Genomic DNA, 17,004 nt, shown 5'->3' on the forward strand with positions numbered 1-17,004 from the left:
TCAGGAGAACCCAATGCTGCTGCTGAACCCCGGCCCCGTGACGCTCAGCGAGCGTGTGCGCAATAGCCTGTTGCAGCCGGATCTATGCCATCGTGAAAGCGAATTTTTCGATCTGCAGGACGAGGCGCGCACGCGGCTCGTCGCCGCATATGGGCTCGATGCGGCCGAGTGGTCGGCCGTGCTGATGACCGGCTCCGGCACTGCCGCCGTGGAAAGCATGGTCGCCGCGCTCGTTCCGGAAAACGGCAAGCTGCTCGTGATCGAAAACGGCGTGTACGGAGGCCGGATCAAGCAGATCGCCGCGCAATACCGGATCGCGCATGACACCGTCGAGCATGACTGGATGCAGGCGCCCGATCTCGAGCGCGTGAGCGCGGCACTCGACGCGGACCGCACGATCACGCATGTCGCGGTGGTTCATCACGAAACCACTACAGGGCGGCTCAACGATCTCGACGCGCTCGCCGCCGTGTGCCGGCCTCGCGGCGTGCGGCTGCTCGTCGATGGCGTCAGCAGCTTCGGCGCGGAAGCGATCAACTTCGCGGGCGGCGACATCGACGCGGTCGCCGCAACCGCGAACAAATGCCTGCACGGCGTCCCTGGTGCGGCATTCGTGATGGTCAGCAAACAAGCGCTCACGCGCGCCGCGAGCCGCACGTACTACCTGGATCTCGGCCGGCTCGCACGGCTGCAGGAAGCACGCAACACGCCATTCACGCCATCCGTGCATGCGTACTACGCGCTCGTCGAGGCGTTGCGCGAGTTCGACGAAGCGGGCGGCTGGCGAGCGCGTCATGCACGCTATGCCGCGCTCGCGGAGCAAGTCGGCGCCGGGCTCGCCGCGCGCGCCATGCCGCTCGTGCTGCCGCCGGGCGCATCGTCGGTCGTGCTGCGCGCATACCACTTGCCCGCAGGTGTCACGTATGACGCGCTGCATGACGGGCTCAAGGCACGCGGCTTCGTGATTTATGCGGGCCAGGGGGGGTTGTCGAACGCGCTGTTCCGGATCTCGACGATGGGCGCGATCGAGCCGGCGGACATCGACCGGCTGCTCGACGGCTTCACGGCGCTTACGCAATAGCGTCCGCCAGCCGACATGCGGACGCGCCGGCGCTGCGCCGTCGGCGCGCATGGTGGACGGCCGCCGCAAGGCGGCCGTCGCGTTTCGGACACCCGACCAACCAGCGTTTGCGCGTGCGGCTTGGAAAACGCGGACGTGTTGCCCGCGAGCAGCGCCGCTGCAGCGCATGCAATCCCATCCTGCCGCGTGCAAACGACCGCCCGGTACGCACGCAAGTGCAACGCCTGTCCGAAGGCGGCAACCCTATAAGCAGTGCGCCGCCGAAGCCAATCGCGCAATGTGGACAGCTCAACTTACTTAGGTTAGCGTAACGATCGGCTTTGTTGCGATCGCATTGCCCGCGGCGCATCCGCTCTCTTCCTCCGAACCGCCGCATCATGACGCCGACCTTACGATTCCGCCTGCGTGCCTTCGCCCGCCATGCGTTACGGCCGCTGCTCGACCCGTATCGCCGCTACCGCCACGCGAAACTGATCCACGCGGCGCGCGTCGCGCTGAGCGTGCTGGTTTCGATCGTGCTGACCACCGGCCTGCGCATGCCGCACGGCGAGTGGGCGACGATCACCGTGTTGATCGTGATTGGCGGCCTCCAGCATCACGGCAATATCCGCAAACGGGCAGCCGAACGCGCGCTCGGCACGTCGATCGGCGCAATCGGCGGACTGCTGCTGATCCTGTTGCAGACGACATTCCATCTGCCGCCGTTGACGTTCGTCATCATGAGCGTCGCATGCGGTGTATGTGCGTATCATGCGATCGGCAAGGCCGGCTATATCGCGCTGCTTTCCGCGATCACGCTGGTGATCGTCGCCGGGCACGGCGATAACGAAATCGCAGACGGTCTTTGGCGCGCGGCGAACGTGCTGGTCGGCATCGTCATCGCGCTCGCGTTCTCGTTCGCGCTGCCGCTGTATGCAACCTATTCGTGGCGCTACAAACTCGCCGAGGCGCTGCGCGGCTGTGCGGCGGTTCATGCGCGCATCGTGGGCGAGCGCTACGTCGACGATAACGAACACCTGAAGGATATGGCGCAGTTAAGCGCTTTCCTGGTGCAATTGCGCTCGCTGATGCCGTGGGTATCGAAGGAAACCGCAATACCGATATCACAGCTCGAAGCGATTCAGCGCACGCTGCGTCTTTGCATCGGCGCACTTGAAATGCTGTCGCGCGCGCAGCCTGCCACCCGCGACGATGCCGGCCGGCAGTTCGTCCAGATCGGGTTGAAAGCGGAAAACCGGCGAATTCGAGGCATGCTGATCGGGGCGGCCCGTGCGTTGAAGTTCGGTACCCCGAGCCGGCTCGCGTCGCCGCACGGCAATCCTGCGACCACCGCGACGGCCACGACCGATGTGCCATCACAATTGTCCGGCTACCAATCGATCTCGGCCACACTTGCGCAGGAAATCTCGCTGCTGCGGCAGCAACTCGCTGAAACGGCGCGGGGGTGGAATATTTGAAATGGTGACTGGACTGGGTAGCAGGCAGGCCCCGGACACGGCACGCAATCCTGAGCCGTTTGATGGAGATTATTGCGTGATGCAAAAATTTGCCGCACGAAAACCCTGATCAATCCAATCACGATTAAGAAATTGGATTTCGAGCCTGGGCGGTCAAAGCACTAAGATCTCATCCGTTCATCTCGTCGGCCCGAACTCAGATTGGTTTTTTATTTCAATCGGACCTGTGGGGTAATACTATACTGCTCTCAATGATGGAAATTTCTCATACGATGGGGGCACCAAGTTCAATCCAGCATACAATCCACAAAATCAACGTCAACCTATTTCCTTGAATCTATACCCTGGCCACAACCCCTCCATATGGTTAGCCATGAATCCAGCTAACGACTTGCCTTTTAATTTCCAGGCTGTCAGAGGAAAGGATGTAACGATCTGTATCGCAACCCAAGACAATCATCTCCTCTTGCCGACTGCCTATAAAATCAATAATCTAAAAATCCTTCAGGTGATTTTTCCGTGGATCTCCAAGATAACTACATGTGTACACAGGCAATCACTCAGTGGCATTTTGATAGCTCAAAAACCTGATTCGATACAGCAAAAATAGCCAAGAACAAATTAAGAATTGAGATGTTTTTATCATATTATAAAAAGCGTCGGGTCATAAGATTTTCCCGTCTCGCTTCAGCTTTTACGTCGCTTTAATTGATGCACGCATTCTCACTGCGACGCGCAAACCAATTTGTCATGCCAAAATACGAGTCGCGTAATTAACGGATTTCGTGTCCTCAAAATCTTCGCCTCCGGCAAGTTGCATTTGACGAGTCGATATACGCATCGAATCGCGAGCGCCTATTATCTTCCTAAGCGACCGGCTCCACCGTCACCCCCACCGTCAACACCTGATCCGCTCCGCCGCCGCGAATCACCCCGCGCAGCGGCGTCACATCCGCGTAATCCCGCCCGGTCGACAGCATCACGTAATCGTCACCCGGCGCGCGATCGTTGGTCGGATCGAGCTGCAACCAGCCGCCGTCCTCGGGCCACGCCGGATCGTAGACCTCCACCCAGGCATGCGACGCATCCGCGCCAATCAGCCGAGGCTGCCCGGGCGGCGGCTGCGTCAACAGATAACCGCTCACATAGCGCGCCGCTAGCCCCAGCGAGCGTAACGCGCCGATCATCACGTGCGCGAAGTCCTGGCATACGCCCTTGCGTAACGCGAGCGCATCGAGCGCGGTCGTGTTCACATCCGTACTGTTCGGCGTATACGCAAAATCCGCGTGAATGCGTCGCATCAGCTCCCATGCCGCTTGCACGAGCGGGCGGCCAGCGGTGAAACTCGCCGACGCATAGGCGGCCAGCGCCGGATCGCAAGTGACATGCGGCGACGAAAACACGAATTCGGTCGCCGGATCGTATGACCGTCCGGCGCGATATGTCAGCCGCTCGCGCACCGCCTCCCATGCGCTGGCGTGGCCGTCCCGCGGCGCGGCGATAGCAGGCGGCGGCTCGCCGCGCTTGCCCGCCGACCAAACCGGCGGCGTGATCCGCACGACGCTGCGACTGCGCACCAGCAGCGTCTGGTGCGGCTGGTTCAGCGCGAACGATGCACGTTCGTTGCCAAACGCGTCGACATCGATGAGCAGTCCTTCCGGGCGCGGGTCAATTTCGAGCGAAAACTCGAGCACACGCTGTCGCGGCGTATCGAGCGGCCGCAAGCGCGCCTGATGCTGCGCGGATTCGACACGCGCCGCATAGCAGTACTGCGTATCGTGCGTCACGCGCAGCAGCCTGCCGGCAGGCGACTTGCGCGCGCGCGCGTCCGCCTTCACATTCGATGGCGTGCTCATCCCCATAGCGACCTGCCCGCTTCCCGCACGTGACTGAAATAACGCTCGCCGATCCGGTTCGACAATTCCCACGTGGCCTTGCCGCATATCTGCAAACATTCGACGAGCGTCGCGTGACGGCCGTCGCCGTCCGTTTCGCACAATGCGCGCAGCGACCACTGAGATAAATCCGGCACGCCTTCGGAGAGCACCGCGAGTGCGTAGCCTTCGCCGCGTTCAACCTTCGACAGCCGGCCGCGCAGTTGCTGTGCGACCCATGCGAGCGAGCGTGGATTATCGGTGTCGAGCACGACGAGCGACAACAGCGGCGCAATGTCGAAGCAGCGCTGGAAACGCGAGCGGAACGTAATGACGCTGTCGAAGAGTTCAAGCGTAAGCTCGAAACCTTCATGCTTGTGGATCGCGCCATCTTCGAACGCGCGGGTCAGCACGCCGCATAGAAATTCGAGACGGTCGATCTGTCGGCCGATCGACAGCAAACGCCAGCCGTCGTCGCGCGTCATGTGATCGGTCTGTGCGCCGGTGATCGCCGACAGCAGCAAGCTCAAACGTTCGAGACGCTGCAATGCGTCGTTGCCGATCTGGTCCTCGGACTCGGCGTCCCCGCCGCCTTCGTCGAACAGTTGCGTTGCGTCGTCGATCAACCGCCATTGCTCGCGCGACAACCGCTCGCGAATCGCCGCCGCGGCGCCGCGCATGCCGAACACGCACGAGGCGATACCGGATGAGCGATCCGCGCGCGGCGTCAATGCCAATGCCAATGCATGCTGGAACGCTCGCGGATCGTCGACGGCTGGCGGGACATCACCAGCGAGCAAACCGTTGTCGCGGCACAGCGTGTCGAGCAGATGCAGGTGCACGGGCGTCTCGACATCGTCCTCGCCGCGCAACCGCTCGAGCGCGCTGCGCGCCAGCCGTGTCAGGTTCGCCGCGCGCTCGGTGTAGCGGCCGAGCCAGAACAGATTCTCGGCCGCACGGCTCGCGATCGTTTGCGGCGCTTCCTGCAGATCATCCGGGCCGAGATGCGTTTGCAACAAAGTGGTCCGATCGATCGCATCCTCTGTCATGACCCAGGTATCGACACTGCTGCCGCCGCGCGGCATCGGCGCATTGAACAACTCGTCGCGTGTACCGACGCGCGACAGCCCGCCCGGCAGCACGCGCCACGAACCCGCGCCGTCGGCGAGTGCGAACACGCGCAGCATCAGCGGCTTCGGCACGATTCGCGCGCCGCCATCGTCGACGCTCACACGCGCGGCCCAGGTCGGCGCCTGCGACAGCGGCAGATCGGACTGGACGGTGTAATGTGCGGGTTGCGCGGCAATCCGCACGCGCCACTCGGCAAGTTGCGCGGAAGAAAGCCGCGAGCCGATCACCGGCTCGAAATGTCCGCCAGCCTGTACGCTCGCTGGAAACGTCGGCCTGACGATGCTGCGTGCGAGTTGCGGTAGCGCCTCTTCGCACGCGGCCTGTTCGCCGCACCACCACGACGGCACCGCGGGCAAGGATAAAATCTCGCCGAGCAGACTTTCAGCCAGGCGCGGCAGAAAACCTAGGAGTCCCGGCGATTCGAGAAAACCCGAGCCCGGCATGTTCGCGAGCAACACGTTGCCCGCACGCACCGCCTGCATCAGCCCAGGCACGCCGAGCAGCGAGTCGGGACGCAATTCGAGCGGGTCGAGCCATTCGTCGTCGACGCGCCGTAAAATCCCGTGTACCGGCTCGAGTCCGCGCAGCGTCTTCAGATACACATGCTGGTCGCGCGCGGTCAAATCACCGCCCTCGACAAGCGTGAGTCCCAGATAGCGCGCGAGATAGGCATGTTCGAAATAGGTCGCCGCATGCGGGCCGGGCGTCAGCAACACGATCCGCGAGTTCCTGCGCGCCGGGCTGAGTGCCTGCATGCTTTGCAACAGTGCGCGATAGCTCGCGGCGAGGCGCTGCACGCGCAAGCCGCGGAACGCACGCGGAAACAGGCTCGACACAATCAGCCTGTTCTCGAGCAAATAGCCGAGCCCGGACGGCCCTTGAGTATGCTGCGCCATCATTCGCCACACGCCGTCCGGCCCGCGCGCGAGATCGAATGCGGCCACGTGCAGCCATTTGCCGCCCGGCGCCCGCGCACCGCGCATCGCGCGCAGATAGCCGGGATGCCCGGTTACGAGCGACGGCGGCAGCAGCCCGCGGTGCAGAATCGTTTGTTCTCCGTAGATATCGGCAAGTATCGCATCGAGCAGACGCACGCGCTGCAACACACCGCGCTCGATCGCCGCCCAGTCATCTGACGTAATGATCAGCGGCAACGGATCGAGCGACCACGGACGCACCGCGCCGCCGCCGGCCGCGCGCTCGTGCGGATGATAGACGAGACCGTTTTCGCGCATCCGGCGCTGCAACGCATCGGCACGCCGGTCAAGATCGGCGATGCCTGCACTGCCGAGCTGCATGAAGAATGCACGCCAGGCCGGCGCAAGCGCCGCGCTCGAGAATGCGGCTGCGCCGCCACGCAATTCGTCGTAGCGGCCGGTGATCGCGGGTGCGGCGAGCGCTGCGCCCAATTCGGCCGCGTCTTGCTGCGAACCCGTATCGAATAGCGTTTGCATCGCGTCGGCAGCCAGATCGTCGGAGGAAAGGGAAAACACGGTTCGATTCGTTTGGAACTATGCGGCCCCGGCCATCGCCGCGCGGCGCAGACGGCCCACACGCGGGCCGCGCCGCTCGTTGATGTCGAATCCTAACATTGCCGCCGGATGCCGGCACTCGCGCATATCGCGCGCTCGGACGCCGCGCCCGCGCCCGCCGCGCTCAGCCACGCCGCAAATCCAGCGTACACGGGAATTCGCGGCTCGCCTCCGCCGGCTCGACTGCCATCGCGCCAGGCGTGTGCCCGATCGACACGAAGCGCGCGAGCCGCCTGCTTTCGGCTTCGTATGCATTTACCGGAAACGTGTCGTAACTGCGGCCGCCCGGATGCACGACGTGATATTGGCAACCGCCGAGCGAGCGCTGCATCCACGTATCGACGATGTCGAACACGAGCGGGGCATGCACGCCGAGCGTCGGATGCAGCGCCGATGGCGGCGACCAAGCCTTGTAGCGCACGCCCGCAACGTATGCGCCGGCAAAGCCGGTCGGCTGCAACGGCAGCGCGCGGCCGTTGACGCTCACCACGTAGCGGCTGTCGTTCAGGCCGCTCAGATGAACTTCGAGCCGCTCGAGCGATGAATCGACATAGCGCACCGTGCCGCCTACCGCACCTTCCTCGCCCATCACGTGCCATGGCTCCAGCGCACCGCGCAACGTCAGTTCGATCCCGCGCACGGCAATCTGCCCGAACAGCGGAAAGCGGAACTCGAAGTGCGGCGCGAACCACGCAGGATCGAACTCGAAGCCCGCATCGTGCATTTCGGTCAACACATCGTCGAAATCGAGCTTTACGAACGTCGGCAACAGAAAGCGATCGTGCAGCGCGGTGCCCCAGCGGGTCAGCGGCGTCGTGTAAGGCGTGCGCCAGAAACGGGCCACCAGCGCACGCAGCAGTAACTGTTGAACGATGCTCATCCGCGCGTGCGGCGGCATCTCGAAGGCCCGCAATTCCAGCAGACCGAGACGCCCGGTTGCCGAATCCGGCGAATAGAGCTTGTCGATGCAGAACTCGCTGCGATGCGTGTTGCCCGTCACATCAATCAGGAGATTACGCAGCACGCGATCGACGAGCCACGGCGGCATGTGCTCGCCGTGGAGCATCTTGTTGCGTCGAATCTCGGCAAACGCGATATCGAGTTCGTAGACCTGATCGTTTCGCGCTTCGTCGACGCGCGGCGCCTGGCTCGTCGGTCCGATGAAGAGCCCCGAGAACAGATACGACAGCGACGGATGATTGTGCCAATAGGCAATCAGACTCGCGAGCAGATCGGGACGCCGAAGGAAGGGGCTATCGGCGGGCGTCGCACCGCCGAGCACGAAATGGTTGCCGCCGCCCGTGCCCACGTGCCGGCCGTCGACCATGAATTTTTCGCTCGACAGCCGTGAGCGGAACGCGGCGTCGTATAAAAATTCGGTATGCTGGACAAGTTCGTCAAAGTTGTGCGCCGGATGGATGTTGACTTCGATGACGCCAGGATCGGGCGTCACTTGCAGCATCTTGAGCCGCGCGTCGCGCGGTGGCGGATAACCTTCCAGCACGAGCTTCATATCGAGCGACTCGGCGGTCAATTCCACCGCCGCCAACAAATCGAGATAATGCTCGATCGCGGCCATCGGCGGCATGAACACATACAGCACGCCATTGCGCACTTCGACGCAAAGCGCGGTACGGGTGATCCACTTGGCCGATTCGAAGCGCGACGGATAGCGTGCGGAATCGCACGATTCGTTCCGGCCGGCGATCTCGGCGCCCTCGCCCATGCGAGCCTGCATCACAGTACGCGCTGCGGCCGCGTGGCCACGTGCCGCGTCGTAGCCGCGCGATTCATGCCGGTCCAGATAGCGCGCACGCAACGCCGCTGCACCGGGCAACGCGGACTGCGGCGCGAACGGATCGCGCTCGACAAGGTAGGGATAATCGCCACTGCTTACCCACGGCAGCGAATCGAGCGGCAGCCGGTAACCCATCGGCGAATCGCCGGGAACCAGATACATCCGCTCGTCGCGGAAAAACCATGGCCCAGTCTGCCAGCACGGCCCCGCGAGCGCGGCATTGCCTTCGAGCGGTTCGAGCGGCAATACATAGCCGATCACGCTGTCGAGTTGTTGCGAAAACACTCTGCGCAGCCGCGTGCGCTCAAGTTCGTCATCGAGCCGAGCATCGAACGGATCGACGTTTACCGGCAGCCGCCGTTCGCGCCACAGGTAATACCACGCGTCTTCATAGCCGGGCGTCACATAATCGCTCGTCACGCCGATACGCATCGCGAGTGCGCGAATGAAGCGTTCGGCATCCGCCGTCGTATATGAAGACGGCTCGCGCTCGTCGGCGAACCGCGTCGGATCGTGCCAGACGGGCTCACCGTCCGCGCGCCAGAATACCGACAGCGCCCAACGCGGCAACTGCTCGCCCGGATACCACTTGCCTTGCCCGAAATGCAGGAAACCACCGGTTCCATATTCGTCGCGCAGCTTCTGGATAAGCGATGACGCATAACCACGCTTGGTAGGCCCAAGCGCGTCGGTGTTCCACTCGGCGCCGTCGCGATCGTCCATCGATACGAAGGTCGGCTCGCCGCCTTGCGTAAGCCGCACGTCGCCCGCATCGAGCGCGGCGTCGACCCGGCCGCCGAGGCTCAGCACGCGCTGCCATTGCTCGTCGGTATAGGGCTTCGTCACACGCGGCGATTCGTAAATCCGGGTTACCCGCATCTCATGTTCGAACTCGACGTCGCACTCGTCGACGAGCCCCTCCACCGGCGCGGCGCTCGTCGGCTGAGGCGTGGCGGCAAGAGGAATGTGCCCTTCTCCCGCGAGCAGCCCCGAGGTCGGATCGAGCCCGATCCAGCCCGCACCGGGCAAATACACCTCGCACCATGCATGCAGATCGGTGAAATCGGACTCGGTGCCACTTGGGCCGTCCAGCGATTTCACGTCGGGCGTGAGTTGAATCAGATAGCCGGACACGAAACGTGCGGCCAAGCCGAGACGACGGCAGATTTGCACCAGCAGCCAACCGCTGTCGCGGCAAGAACCCGATGCGAGTTTCAACGTCTGCTCGGGCGTCTGCACCCCTGGCTCCAGCCTCACCAGATACCGGATATCGCGCTGAAGCCGCTGGTTCAACGCCACCAGGAAATCAATCGTGCGCGCCGGCGTGCGATCGATCGATTCGATATACGAACGAAATACGGTCGACTCGCTGGTTGGCGGGTCGCACGCGAGATACGGCGCGAGTTCATCGCGCAACGCATCGTCGTAGCAAAACGGAAAGCTTTGTGCACGCTCGTCGAGGAAAAAGTCGAACGGGTTGTAGACCGACATTTCCGCAACGAGATCGACGACGATCTCAAACGTGCCCGCTTTTTCGGGAAATACGAGCCGCGCGAGATAGTTTGCGAATGGATCTTGTTGCCAATTGACGAAATGCGTCGCCGGCTCGACCTTCATCGAGTACGCGAGAATCGGGGTCCGACAATGCGGTGCAGGCCGCAGACGCACGACTTGCGGCCCGAGATGAACGGCACGGTCGTAACGGTAACGGGTGACGTGGTGAAGCGCGACGTGGATCGACATGGTCAGACAAGCTCCGGCGATTGGATCACGCTTATCACGACGTCCGCGAGCTTTGCTCCGAAACCGTGGACCGGCATCGTATCGCGATAATCGAGGCCCGCCGCGGTCCGCACGTAGCGCTCGTCCGGGCAGCGGTTCATGAACGGATCGAAACCGACCCAGCCGAGCCCTTCGACATACGCTTCAGCCCATGCATGGCCGGCTTGCGACGGCATCACGCCCGACAAAGCGTGATGCCGAGCCGCGCTCGGCTGCCGGGCTGCATCGCCCTGCGCCATGCGCGTTGCGTCCGCATCGAGCGTCTGCGCGTCTTGCTGCCGCATCTGCATCGTCTGCTGGGCGGCGCCGCTTGCTTGGTGCATCGTCTCGACAGCACGTTGCATCGGGACGTCGGTCAGCAAATAGCCCGCCACGTAGCGCGCCGGGATTTTCAGCGCGCGCGCCGCCGCGACGAACACGTGAGCATGATCGCGGCTCGTGCCAACACCGCTTTGCAGCACGGTCTGCGCATCGCGCGGCGTCGGCGATACATTCGGGTCATATGCGATTCGTCCATGCACTTCGGTCATCAGCCAGTGCAGCGCATCCAGGCTGCGATGCTCGATTGGCAGCGCCGCCGCGAGCGCGCGAATAGCCTCGCCCGCGCACGTCAGCTCGGTGGTGCGCTCGAACAGCCATGGCGGTGCATAGCCGTCATTCTGGCCAAGAATGCCTGCGCGGTCCTGCGTCTCGACGACGCCTGCCGCCACGATGACGACCTCGGCTTTGTCGCGCTCGTGCCGCATAAGATCGACCCGGTTACCGAATCCGTCTGCATAACTGAGTGATGGTTCGACGCCGTCGACCGTCACCTGCCAGGCCCGCACGGTCTGGGATGGGCCGCTTTGCGGGCGCAGCCGCAAGCGCTGCAGCGCATGGGTGGCATGTTCGTCGAACTGGAAACGCGAAAGATGGCGAATGGCAAGACGCATGGCTGTTCTCAGTCGAAGTTGTAGGCTTGGGCGATTTCGACGCCGAGACTGTTGTTCTTGGCGATAAAATCCGTCAGAAACTCGTGCAGCCCGCTCTTGAAAATGCGTTGAACCGTATTGTCCTCGAGCGACTGCTTGATTTTGGCCGCGGTCTCGTGACAAGCGTGCGTGACGCCATAATCATTCGCGAGATGGCCGAGACTCGACGTCACATGGCCGTAACAGAAACGCAGCGAGCGCGGCATCCGGCCGTTGAGAATCAGGTAGTCGGCAATGTTGAGCGGCTTGTACTGGACGTCATAGACCCAGCGGTAAGACCGGTGCGCGGCGACGCAGCGCAGAATCGATTCCCACTGGTAGTTGTCGAGCATCGTGCCGACGTGCGACACCGAGGGAAGCAGCAGGTGATACTTGACGTCGAGAATTCGCGCGGTGTTGTCCGCGCGTTCGATGAACGCGCCGATCTGCGCGAAATCGAAAATCTCGTTGCGCAGCATCGTGCTGTAGAAACTGCCGAGAATCAATGCGGTCTCGCGCTTGATCTCGTCGAGAATGGCCGGCAATCCGCTCGCCAGAATCGGCTGCGCAAGGCCGCGCCTGATCGCCAGCCACGCACCGTTCACACTTTCCCAGGCCTCGCGCGTGAGTGCCGTGCGGACCATCCGTGCGTTCGAGCGAGCGCTTTCGATACATGAGAGCACGCTCGATGGATTGTCTCGATCGCGCAGCAGATAATCGGTGACCGTATCAGCCGCATAAGTTTCGTACTTCTGCCGATAACCGTCGTCGGCACCCGAACTGACGAGTACCGACGACCATTCCGCCGGCGCATCCGCGGTGCGCGTGAGCGCCATCCGCAACCCCGCATCGACGATGCGCGCGGTATTTTCCGCTCGCTCGATATAGCGGTACATCCAGTAAAGTCCGCTTGCTGTCCGTCCGAGAAGCATGGTGTTTCATCCACTGATCGTTATTCGGTCCGGCGCGTCTGCGCACGCCGGCCAGCGTGCGCATCGCTCGTGTCATCGCGCATGTCCGGCACGCGCCGGGCATGCGCGTCAGTCAGCGAGCACCCAGGTATCCTTGGTGCCGCCGCCCTGACTCGAATTGACGACGAGCGACCCCTCCTTCAGCGCAACCCGCGTCAAGCCGCCTGGCGTGATGCGGATACGATCCGAAACCAGCACGAACGGTCTTAGATCGACGTGACGCGGCGCGAGCCCCTTCTCGGTCAGGATCGGCGTTGTCGATAATGCAAGCGTCGGCTGCGCGATATAGTTCGATGGCTTCGCGCGCAGCTTGGCCGCGAACGCGTCACGCTCGGCTTTCGATGCGGCTGGGCCAACCAGCATTCCGTATCCCCCCGAGCCGTGCACTTCCTTCACGACGAGTTCGTCGAGGTGCGCGAGCACGTAATCCAGGCTGTCGTCCTCGGCGCAGCGCCAAGTCGGCACGTTCTCCAGCAACGCCTTGCGGCCGGTGTAGAACTCCACGATCTCCGGCATATACGAATAAATCGCCTTGTCATCCGCGATGCCGGTGCCTGGCGCGTTCGCGATCGTGATATTGCCGGCACGGTAGACATCCATGATGCCCGCCACGCCGAGCACCGAGTCGGGCCTGAAGGTGAGCGGATCGAGGAACGCATCGTCGAGGCGGCGGTACAGCACATCGATCGCCCTGAAACCTTCGGTCGTGCGCATCGCGACGCGATCGTCGATCACCTGCAGATCGCTGCCTTCGACGAGATGCACCCCCATCTGATCGGCAAGGAACGCGTGCTCGTAATAAGCGGAATTGTGAATACCCGGGGTGAGTACCGCGACGGTCGGGTTGTCGGCATTGCCGCCCGGCGGACATACGGCCGCGAGTGACTGGCGCAGGAGCTGCGGATAGGTTTCGACGGGACGCACCTTTACCTGCTGGAACAGCTCGGGAAAGAGCTGCATCATCGTTTCGCGGTTTTCGAGCATGTACGACACGCCCGATGGCGTGCGCGCGTTGTCCTCGAGTACGTAGAACTGATTTTCCGCAGTCCGGACGATATCGACGCCGATGATGTGCGTGTAAACGTTTCCTGGCGGACGGAAATCGATCATTTCCGGCAAAAACGCCTCGTTATGCGAAATCAAGTGCTTCGGCACGATCCCCGCGCGCACGATCTCCTGGCGGTGATAAATGTCGTCGAGAAACGCATTGAGCGCCATCACGCGCTGCTCGATGCCTTGCGACAGCCTATTCCACTCCTGTCCGGAAATAATCCTCGGCACGATGTCGAACGGAATCAGCCGTTCTGCGGCTTCGACATCGCCATAGACGGCGAACGTAATGCCCGTCTTGCGGAACACGCCTTCCGCGTCGTGCGCCTTCTGCGCGAGGCTCGCGGGATCCTGCGTATCGAGCCATTGTTTCAAGCGCTCATAGGGCGCTCGAACACTATCGCCGGGTTTCAACATTTCATCGAATGGCTTCATCGAAGAGTTCTCCATCGTTTGCTCGGCACCTGTCGATGCCGTACCGGCGTTATGTATCGCGAGCAAAGAGCGTGCCTTGTATGAATCCGTCTCCCGGTTTGATTCGGCACTTTTGCGCAGCACGCCGCACCATGTCGGTGCGGCCGCCCGTGGTCCGCATGCGCTGACTCGGCGCAAGCGGCTTCGCCCGCGAGAATAGCGTCGCAGATTTCCATCGCATCTGTCTATGCGGGAAGTTGCTTCGTTCTCCGATGAATGTGTGCTTGCCGATTTTTTCCCACAGGACTTGCGCAACGCAGCATGCATAGCCGTGCTGCCGTCAAATCCCCAATTTATAAATGAGAATCATTTGCATTTATAAAAAAATGGCGCGATGATAGCGCTTGTTACTCGCCCGTTGCGTGGCCCCACACATCACGGGCCGCGCCGATTTCAGGAGGCTCATTCATGAATATCCGCGATACCCTGCGAAGCGCCGCCCCAGCAGACGATACCGGCGACGGCCTGAGCATCGACGATGCTGAACGCATCGTACTGACAGCCATGCGCTCATGGCTGCGATGCGCGAACCTCAGTGCCGCGCATCGCGAACCGCCATCATGGCGCAACGTGCTGGCCGACGCGGGTCTGCACACCGACGGCCTCGTTCATTTCGACATGCTGATGCGCTTTCTGCAGTGCGACGCCAATTGTCCGCGCGATGAGCGATGCCACTGCCGAGACCGGCTTGCGATAGACGAAGCGATGCTGCTGCAAGCGCTTGCGGATTTGCAGTCGGCCCGCAGCGAAGCCGCATTGCGCGCACTCGCGCATTGGCTGCCGCGCTGTCCAGACAGCGGCGTACTGAAGATCGCCCGGTGGTTTTCGATCGCGCTGCTCGACGCCGGGCTTGCGATCCGCTCCACAACACAACCGAAGCCTTATATCCATTGATGCACCCGATAAAAGCTTCGTCGTAAAGCCCCGAAGTTTCGTGGTAACGGTTCCTACTGAGCTTGCATAGGCTAAAACGGCTTCGCCGGTCCATCGTTCGACATCCGAAATGAGCAGCGCGGTTTCGAGCGATACGCCGTGTGTGTCGCACTGTTTACCATCAGGAGGAACATTCAATGACGACTTTTATCGATGCATCGTCGCGCCGCCGAGCGAGCCGCCTCGTCTTGCTCGCCGTATCCCTGGCCGTCCAGATCGCGCCCATGAACAAAGCCAATGCGCATGGCGCCGTCGGCTTTCCAATCGCCCGGCAATACCAATGCCACCTCGACGGCGGCTACTGGGACCCGCCCGACGGCTCCGGAATTCCCTATGAGGACTGCCGAACCGCGTTTCGCGCCGGCAATAACTCGGCCTACCCGTTTACGCAATGGAATGAAGTCTCCGCAAATCCGGTCGGCCAGGGCAACGATCTCACGAAGCTAAAAGCGGCCGTGCCGGACGGCACGCTGTGCGCGGGCGGCGACCCCGCGAAAGCGGGCCTCGACAAGGCGCCGACTACGCTCTGGCGCAAAACGCCACTGACGCCGAACAGCGGGCACGTGGAACTCGTATGGGAAAACACCACCTCGCATAATCCGGCGCGCATGCGCGTGTTCATCTCGAATCCATCGTATGATCCTGCGCAGCCGCTACGCTGGAGCGACCTGACGCAAATCTACGACGCCCCGGCGCCCGCCCCCATCCCCGCAAACGGCACGGGCCACCTGCCCGGCACGATCAGCTCGCTCTACAAGCTGGATGTGACGCTCCCGCCCGGCCGCACCGGCGATGCCGTGCTGTACAGCTACTGGCAGCGCACCGACCCCGGCAATGAAGGGTTTTTCAATTGCAGCGACGTAACGATCGCTGCGGACTCGCACGCATCCGGCTTCCAATGGATCGCTGCACGCAACTTCGTTGAGCCGAGCCTCACTCCGCGCGAGGGCGAACAGGTTCGTTTTCGTGTGATGAGCAATGATGCTCGCGGCACGGAGGTCGTCGACATTCGCGTTCCGATCTCATCGGCCAATGCCAACCGTAGTGTATGGGCCAAGCAACTCGCCGATCAGGTGAACAGCCGCTATGGCCAATTCGCGCGAATCGGCGTGCGCTCGGGCAATACGATCGCCTTCGACTCGACCAACATCGGCGCAAACAAGGTCTGGTTGTCGCCGAACTATGCCAGCGCGATCGGAATCGTCGGCGCACGCTGAATCGCATTGCCGCGCTCCGGATAGAAATTGGCGATTCCCATCATTAAAACATGCAATTTCACAATAATTGGTCGAATCGCCATACTGACGCTTCCTGATCACACTTCGATTCAAAAGGAAGCACGCAATGCCGATCATCAACACCCAGATCAAGCCGTTCAAAGCCACTGCATACCACAACGGCGATTTCGTACCGGTCAGTGACGAGACGTTGAAGGGTAAGTGGTCCGTCGTCGTATTCTATCCGGCCGATTTCACGTTCGTTTGCCCGACCGAGCTTGGCGACCTGGCCGATCGTTATGCCGAATTCCAAAAACTGGGCGTTGAAATCTATGCGGTTTCGACCGATACGCACTTCACACATAAAGCTTGGCACGACACGTCGGACACGATCTCGAAGATCAAATATCCGATGATCGGCGATCCCACGCTCACGATCTCACGTAACTTCGACGTACTGATCGAAGAAGAAGGCATGGCGCTGCGCGGCACGTTCGTGATCAATCCCGAAGGCGAAATCAAGCTTTGCGAAATCCATGACAACGGCATCGGCCGCGATGCCGGCGAACTGCTGCGCAAGGTGCAGGCCGCGCAGTACATCGCCGCTCATCCAGGTGAAGTCTGCCCTGCGAAATGGACGCCCGGCGCCGATACGCTCACACCTTCGCTCGATCTGATCGGCAAGATCTAAGCTCACGCGGCGGCTCGTGCGCGGTGCGTTCCGGGCCGCGCGACGCAATCCGTCGCATCGCTT

At 62.2% G+C, this 17,004-nt stretch carries 11 protein-coding genes; 5 read left to right on the forward strand and 6 right to left on the reverse strand.

Going from position 1 to position 17,004, the window contains the following annotated elements; genetic code table 11:
* Positions 1-13: 13 nt before the first annotated feature.
* Positions 14-1,081, forward strand: coding sequence for a 2-aminoethylphosphonate aminotransferase (locus AQ611_RS22445; protein WP_069236110.1), 1,068 nt, complete (start codon positions 14-16; stop codon positions 1,079-1,081).
* 377 nt (positions 1,082-1,458) lie between these two features.
* Positions 1,459-2,538, forward strand: a complete 1,080-nt coding sequence (locus tag AQ611_RS22450; protein WP_069236111.1) for an FUSC family protein — start codon at positions 1,459-1,461, stop codon at positions 2,536-2,538.
* Positions 2,539-3,404: 866 nt separating this feature from the next.
* Here AQ611_RS22450 and AQ611_RS22455 read toward each other — a convergent pair.
* From AQ611_RS22455 to AQ611_RS22480, 6 genes are all read right to left on the reverse strand, one after another.
* A complete protein-coding gene (locus tag AQ611_RS22455) occupies positions 3,405-4,400 on the reverse strand; it encodes a transglutaminase family protein (protein WP_069236112.1) in 996 nt (331 codons plus the stop codon).
* A complete protein-coding gene (locus AQ611_RS22460) occupies positions 4,391-6,997 on the reverse strand; it encodes a circularly permuted type 2 ATP-grasp protein (protein ID WP_180978140.1) in 2,607 nt (868 codons plus the stop codon). Before AQ611_RS22460 ends, AQ611_RS22455 begins: the two co-directional genes overlap by 10 nt.
* A gap of 202 nt (positions 6,998-7,199) precedes the next feature.
* On the reverse strand, positions 7,200-10,616 hold the full coding sequence (locus AQ611_RS22465) for a transglutaminase family protein (protein WP_069236114.1): 3,417 nt from the start codon (positions 10,614-10,616) through the stop codon (positions 7,200-7,202).
* Between the two features lie 2 nt (positions 10,617-10,618).
* Positions 10,619-11,587 carry a transglutaminase family protein gene (locus AQ611_RS22470; RefSeq protein ID WP_069236115.1) on the reverse strand — a complete coding sequence of 323 codons (969 nt, stop codon included), beginning with the start codon at positions 11,585-11,587 and terminating at the stop codon, positions 10,619-10,621.
* Between the two features lie 8 nt (positions 11,588-11,595).
* Entirely contained in the window at positions 11,596-12,537 is a 942-nt protein-coding gene (locus tag AQ611_RS22475) for an alpha-E domain-containing protein (RefSeq protein WP_059520119.1), read from the reverse strand.
* A gap of 108 nt (positions 12,538-12,645) precedes the next feature.
* The gene (locus AQ611_RS22480; RefSeq protein WP_069236471.1) at positions 12,646-14,061 is read right to left on the reverse strand and encodes a circularly permuted type 2 ATP-grasp protein; all 1,416 of its coding nucleotides are present in this window, start codon (positions 14,059-14,061) and stop codon (positions 12,646-12,648) included.
* 447 nt (positions 14,062-14,508) lie between these two features.
* On the opposite strand from AQ611_RS22480, the gene AQ611_RS22485 reads away from it, so the two are divergent.
* From AQ611_RS22485 to ahpC, 3 genes are all read left to right on the forward strand, one after another.
* On the forward strand, positions 14,509-14,994 hold the full coding sequence (locus tag AQ611_RS22485) for a hypothetical protein (RefSeq protein ID WP_059520118.1): 486 nt from the start codon (positions 14,509-14,511) through the stop codon (positions 14,992-14,994).
* Between the two features lie 176 nt (positions 14,995-15,170).
* Positions 15,171-16,250, forward strand: coding sequence for a lytic polysaccharide monooxygenase (locus AQ611_RS22490; protein ID WP_069236116.1), 1,080 nt, complete (start codon positions 15,171-15,173; stop codon positions 16,248-16,250).
* Positions 16,251-16,377: 127 nt separating this feature from the next.
* Positions 16,378-16,941 carry an alkyl hydroperoxide reductase subunit C gene (gene ahpC, locus AQ611_RS22495; protein ID WP_059570392.1) on the forward strand — a complete coding sequence of 188 codons (564 nt, stop codon included), beginning with the start codon at positions 16,378-16,380 and terminating at the stop codon, positions 16,939-16,941.
* Positions 16,942-17,004: the final 63 nt, after the last annotated feature.

The organism is Burkholderia singularis, assembly GCF_001718875.1.
Lineage (GTDB): Bacteria > Pseudomonadota > Gammaproteobacteria > Burkholderiales > Burkholderiaceae > Burkholderia > Burkholderia singularis.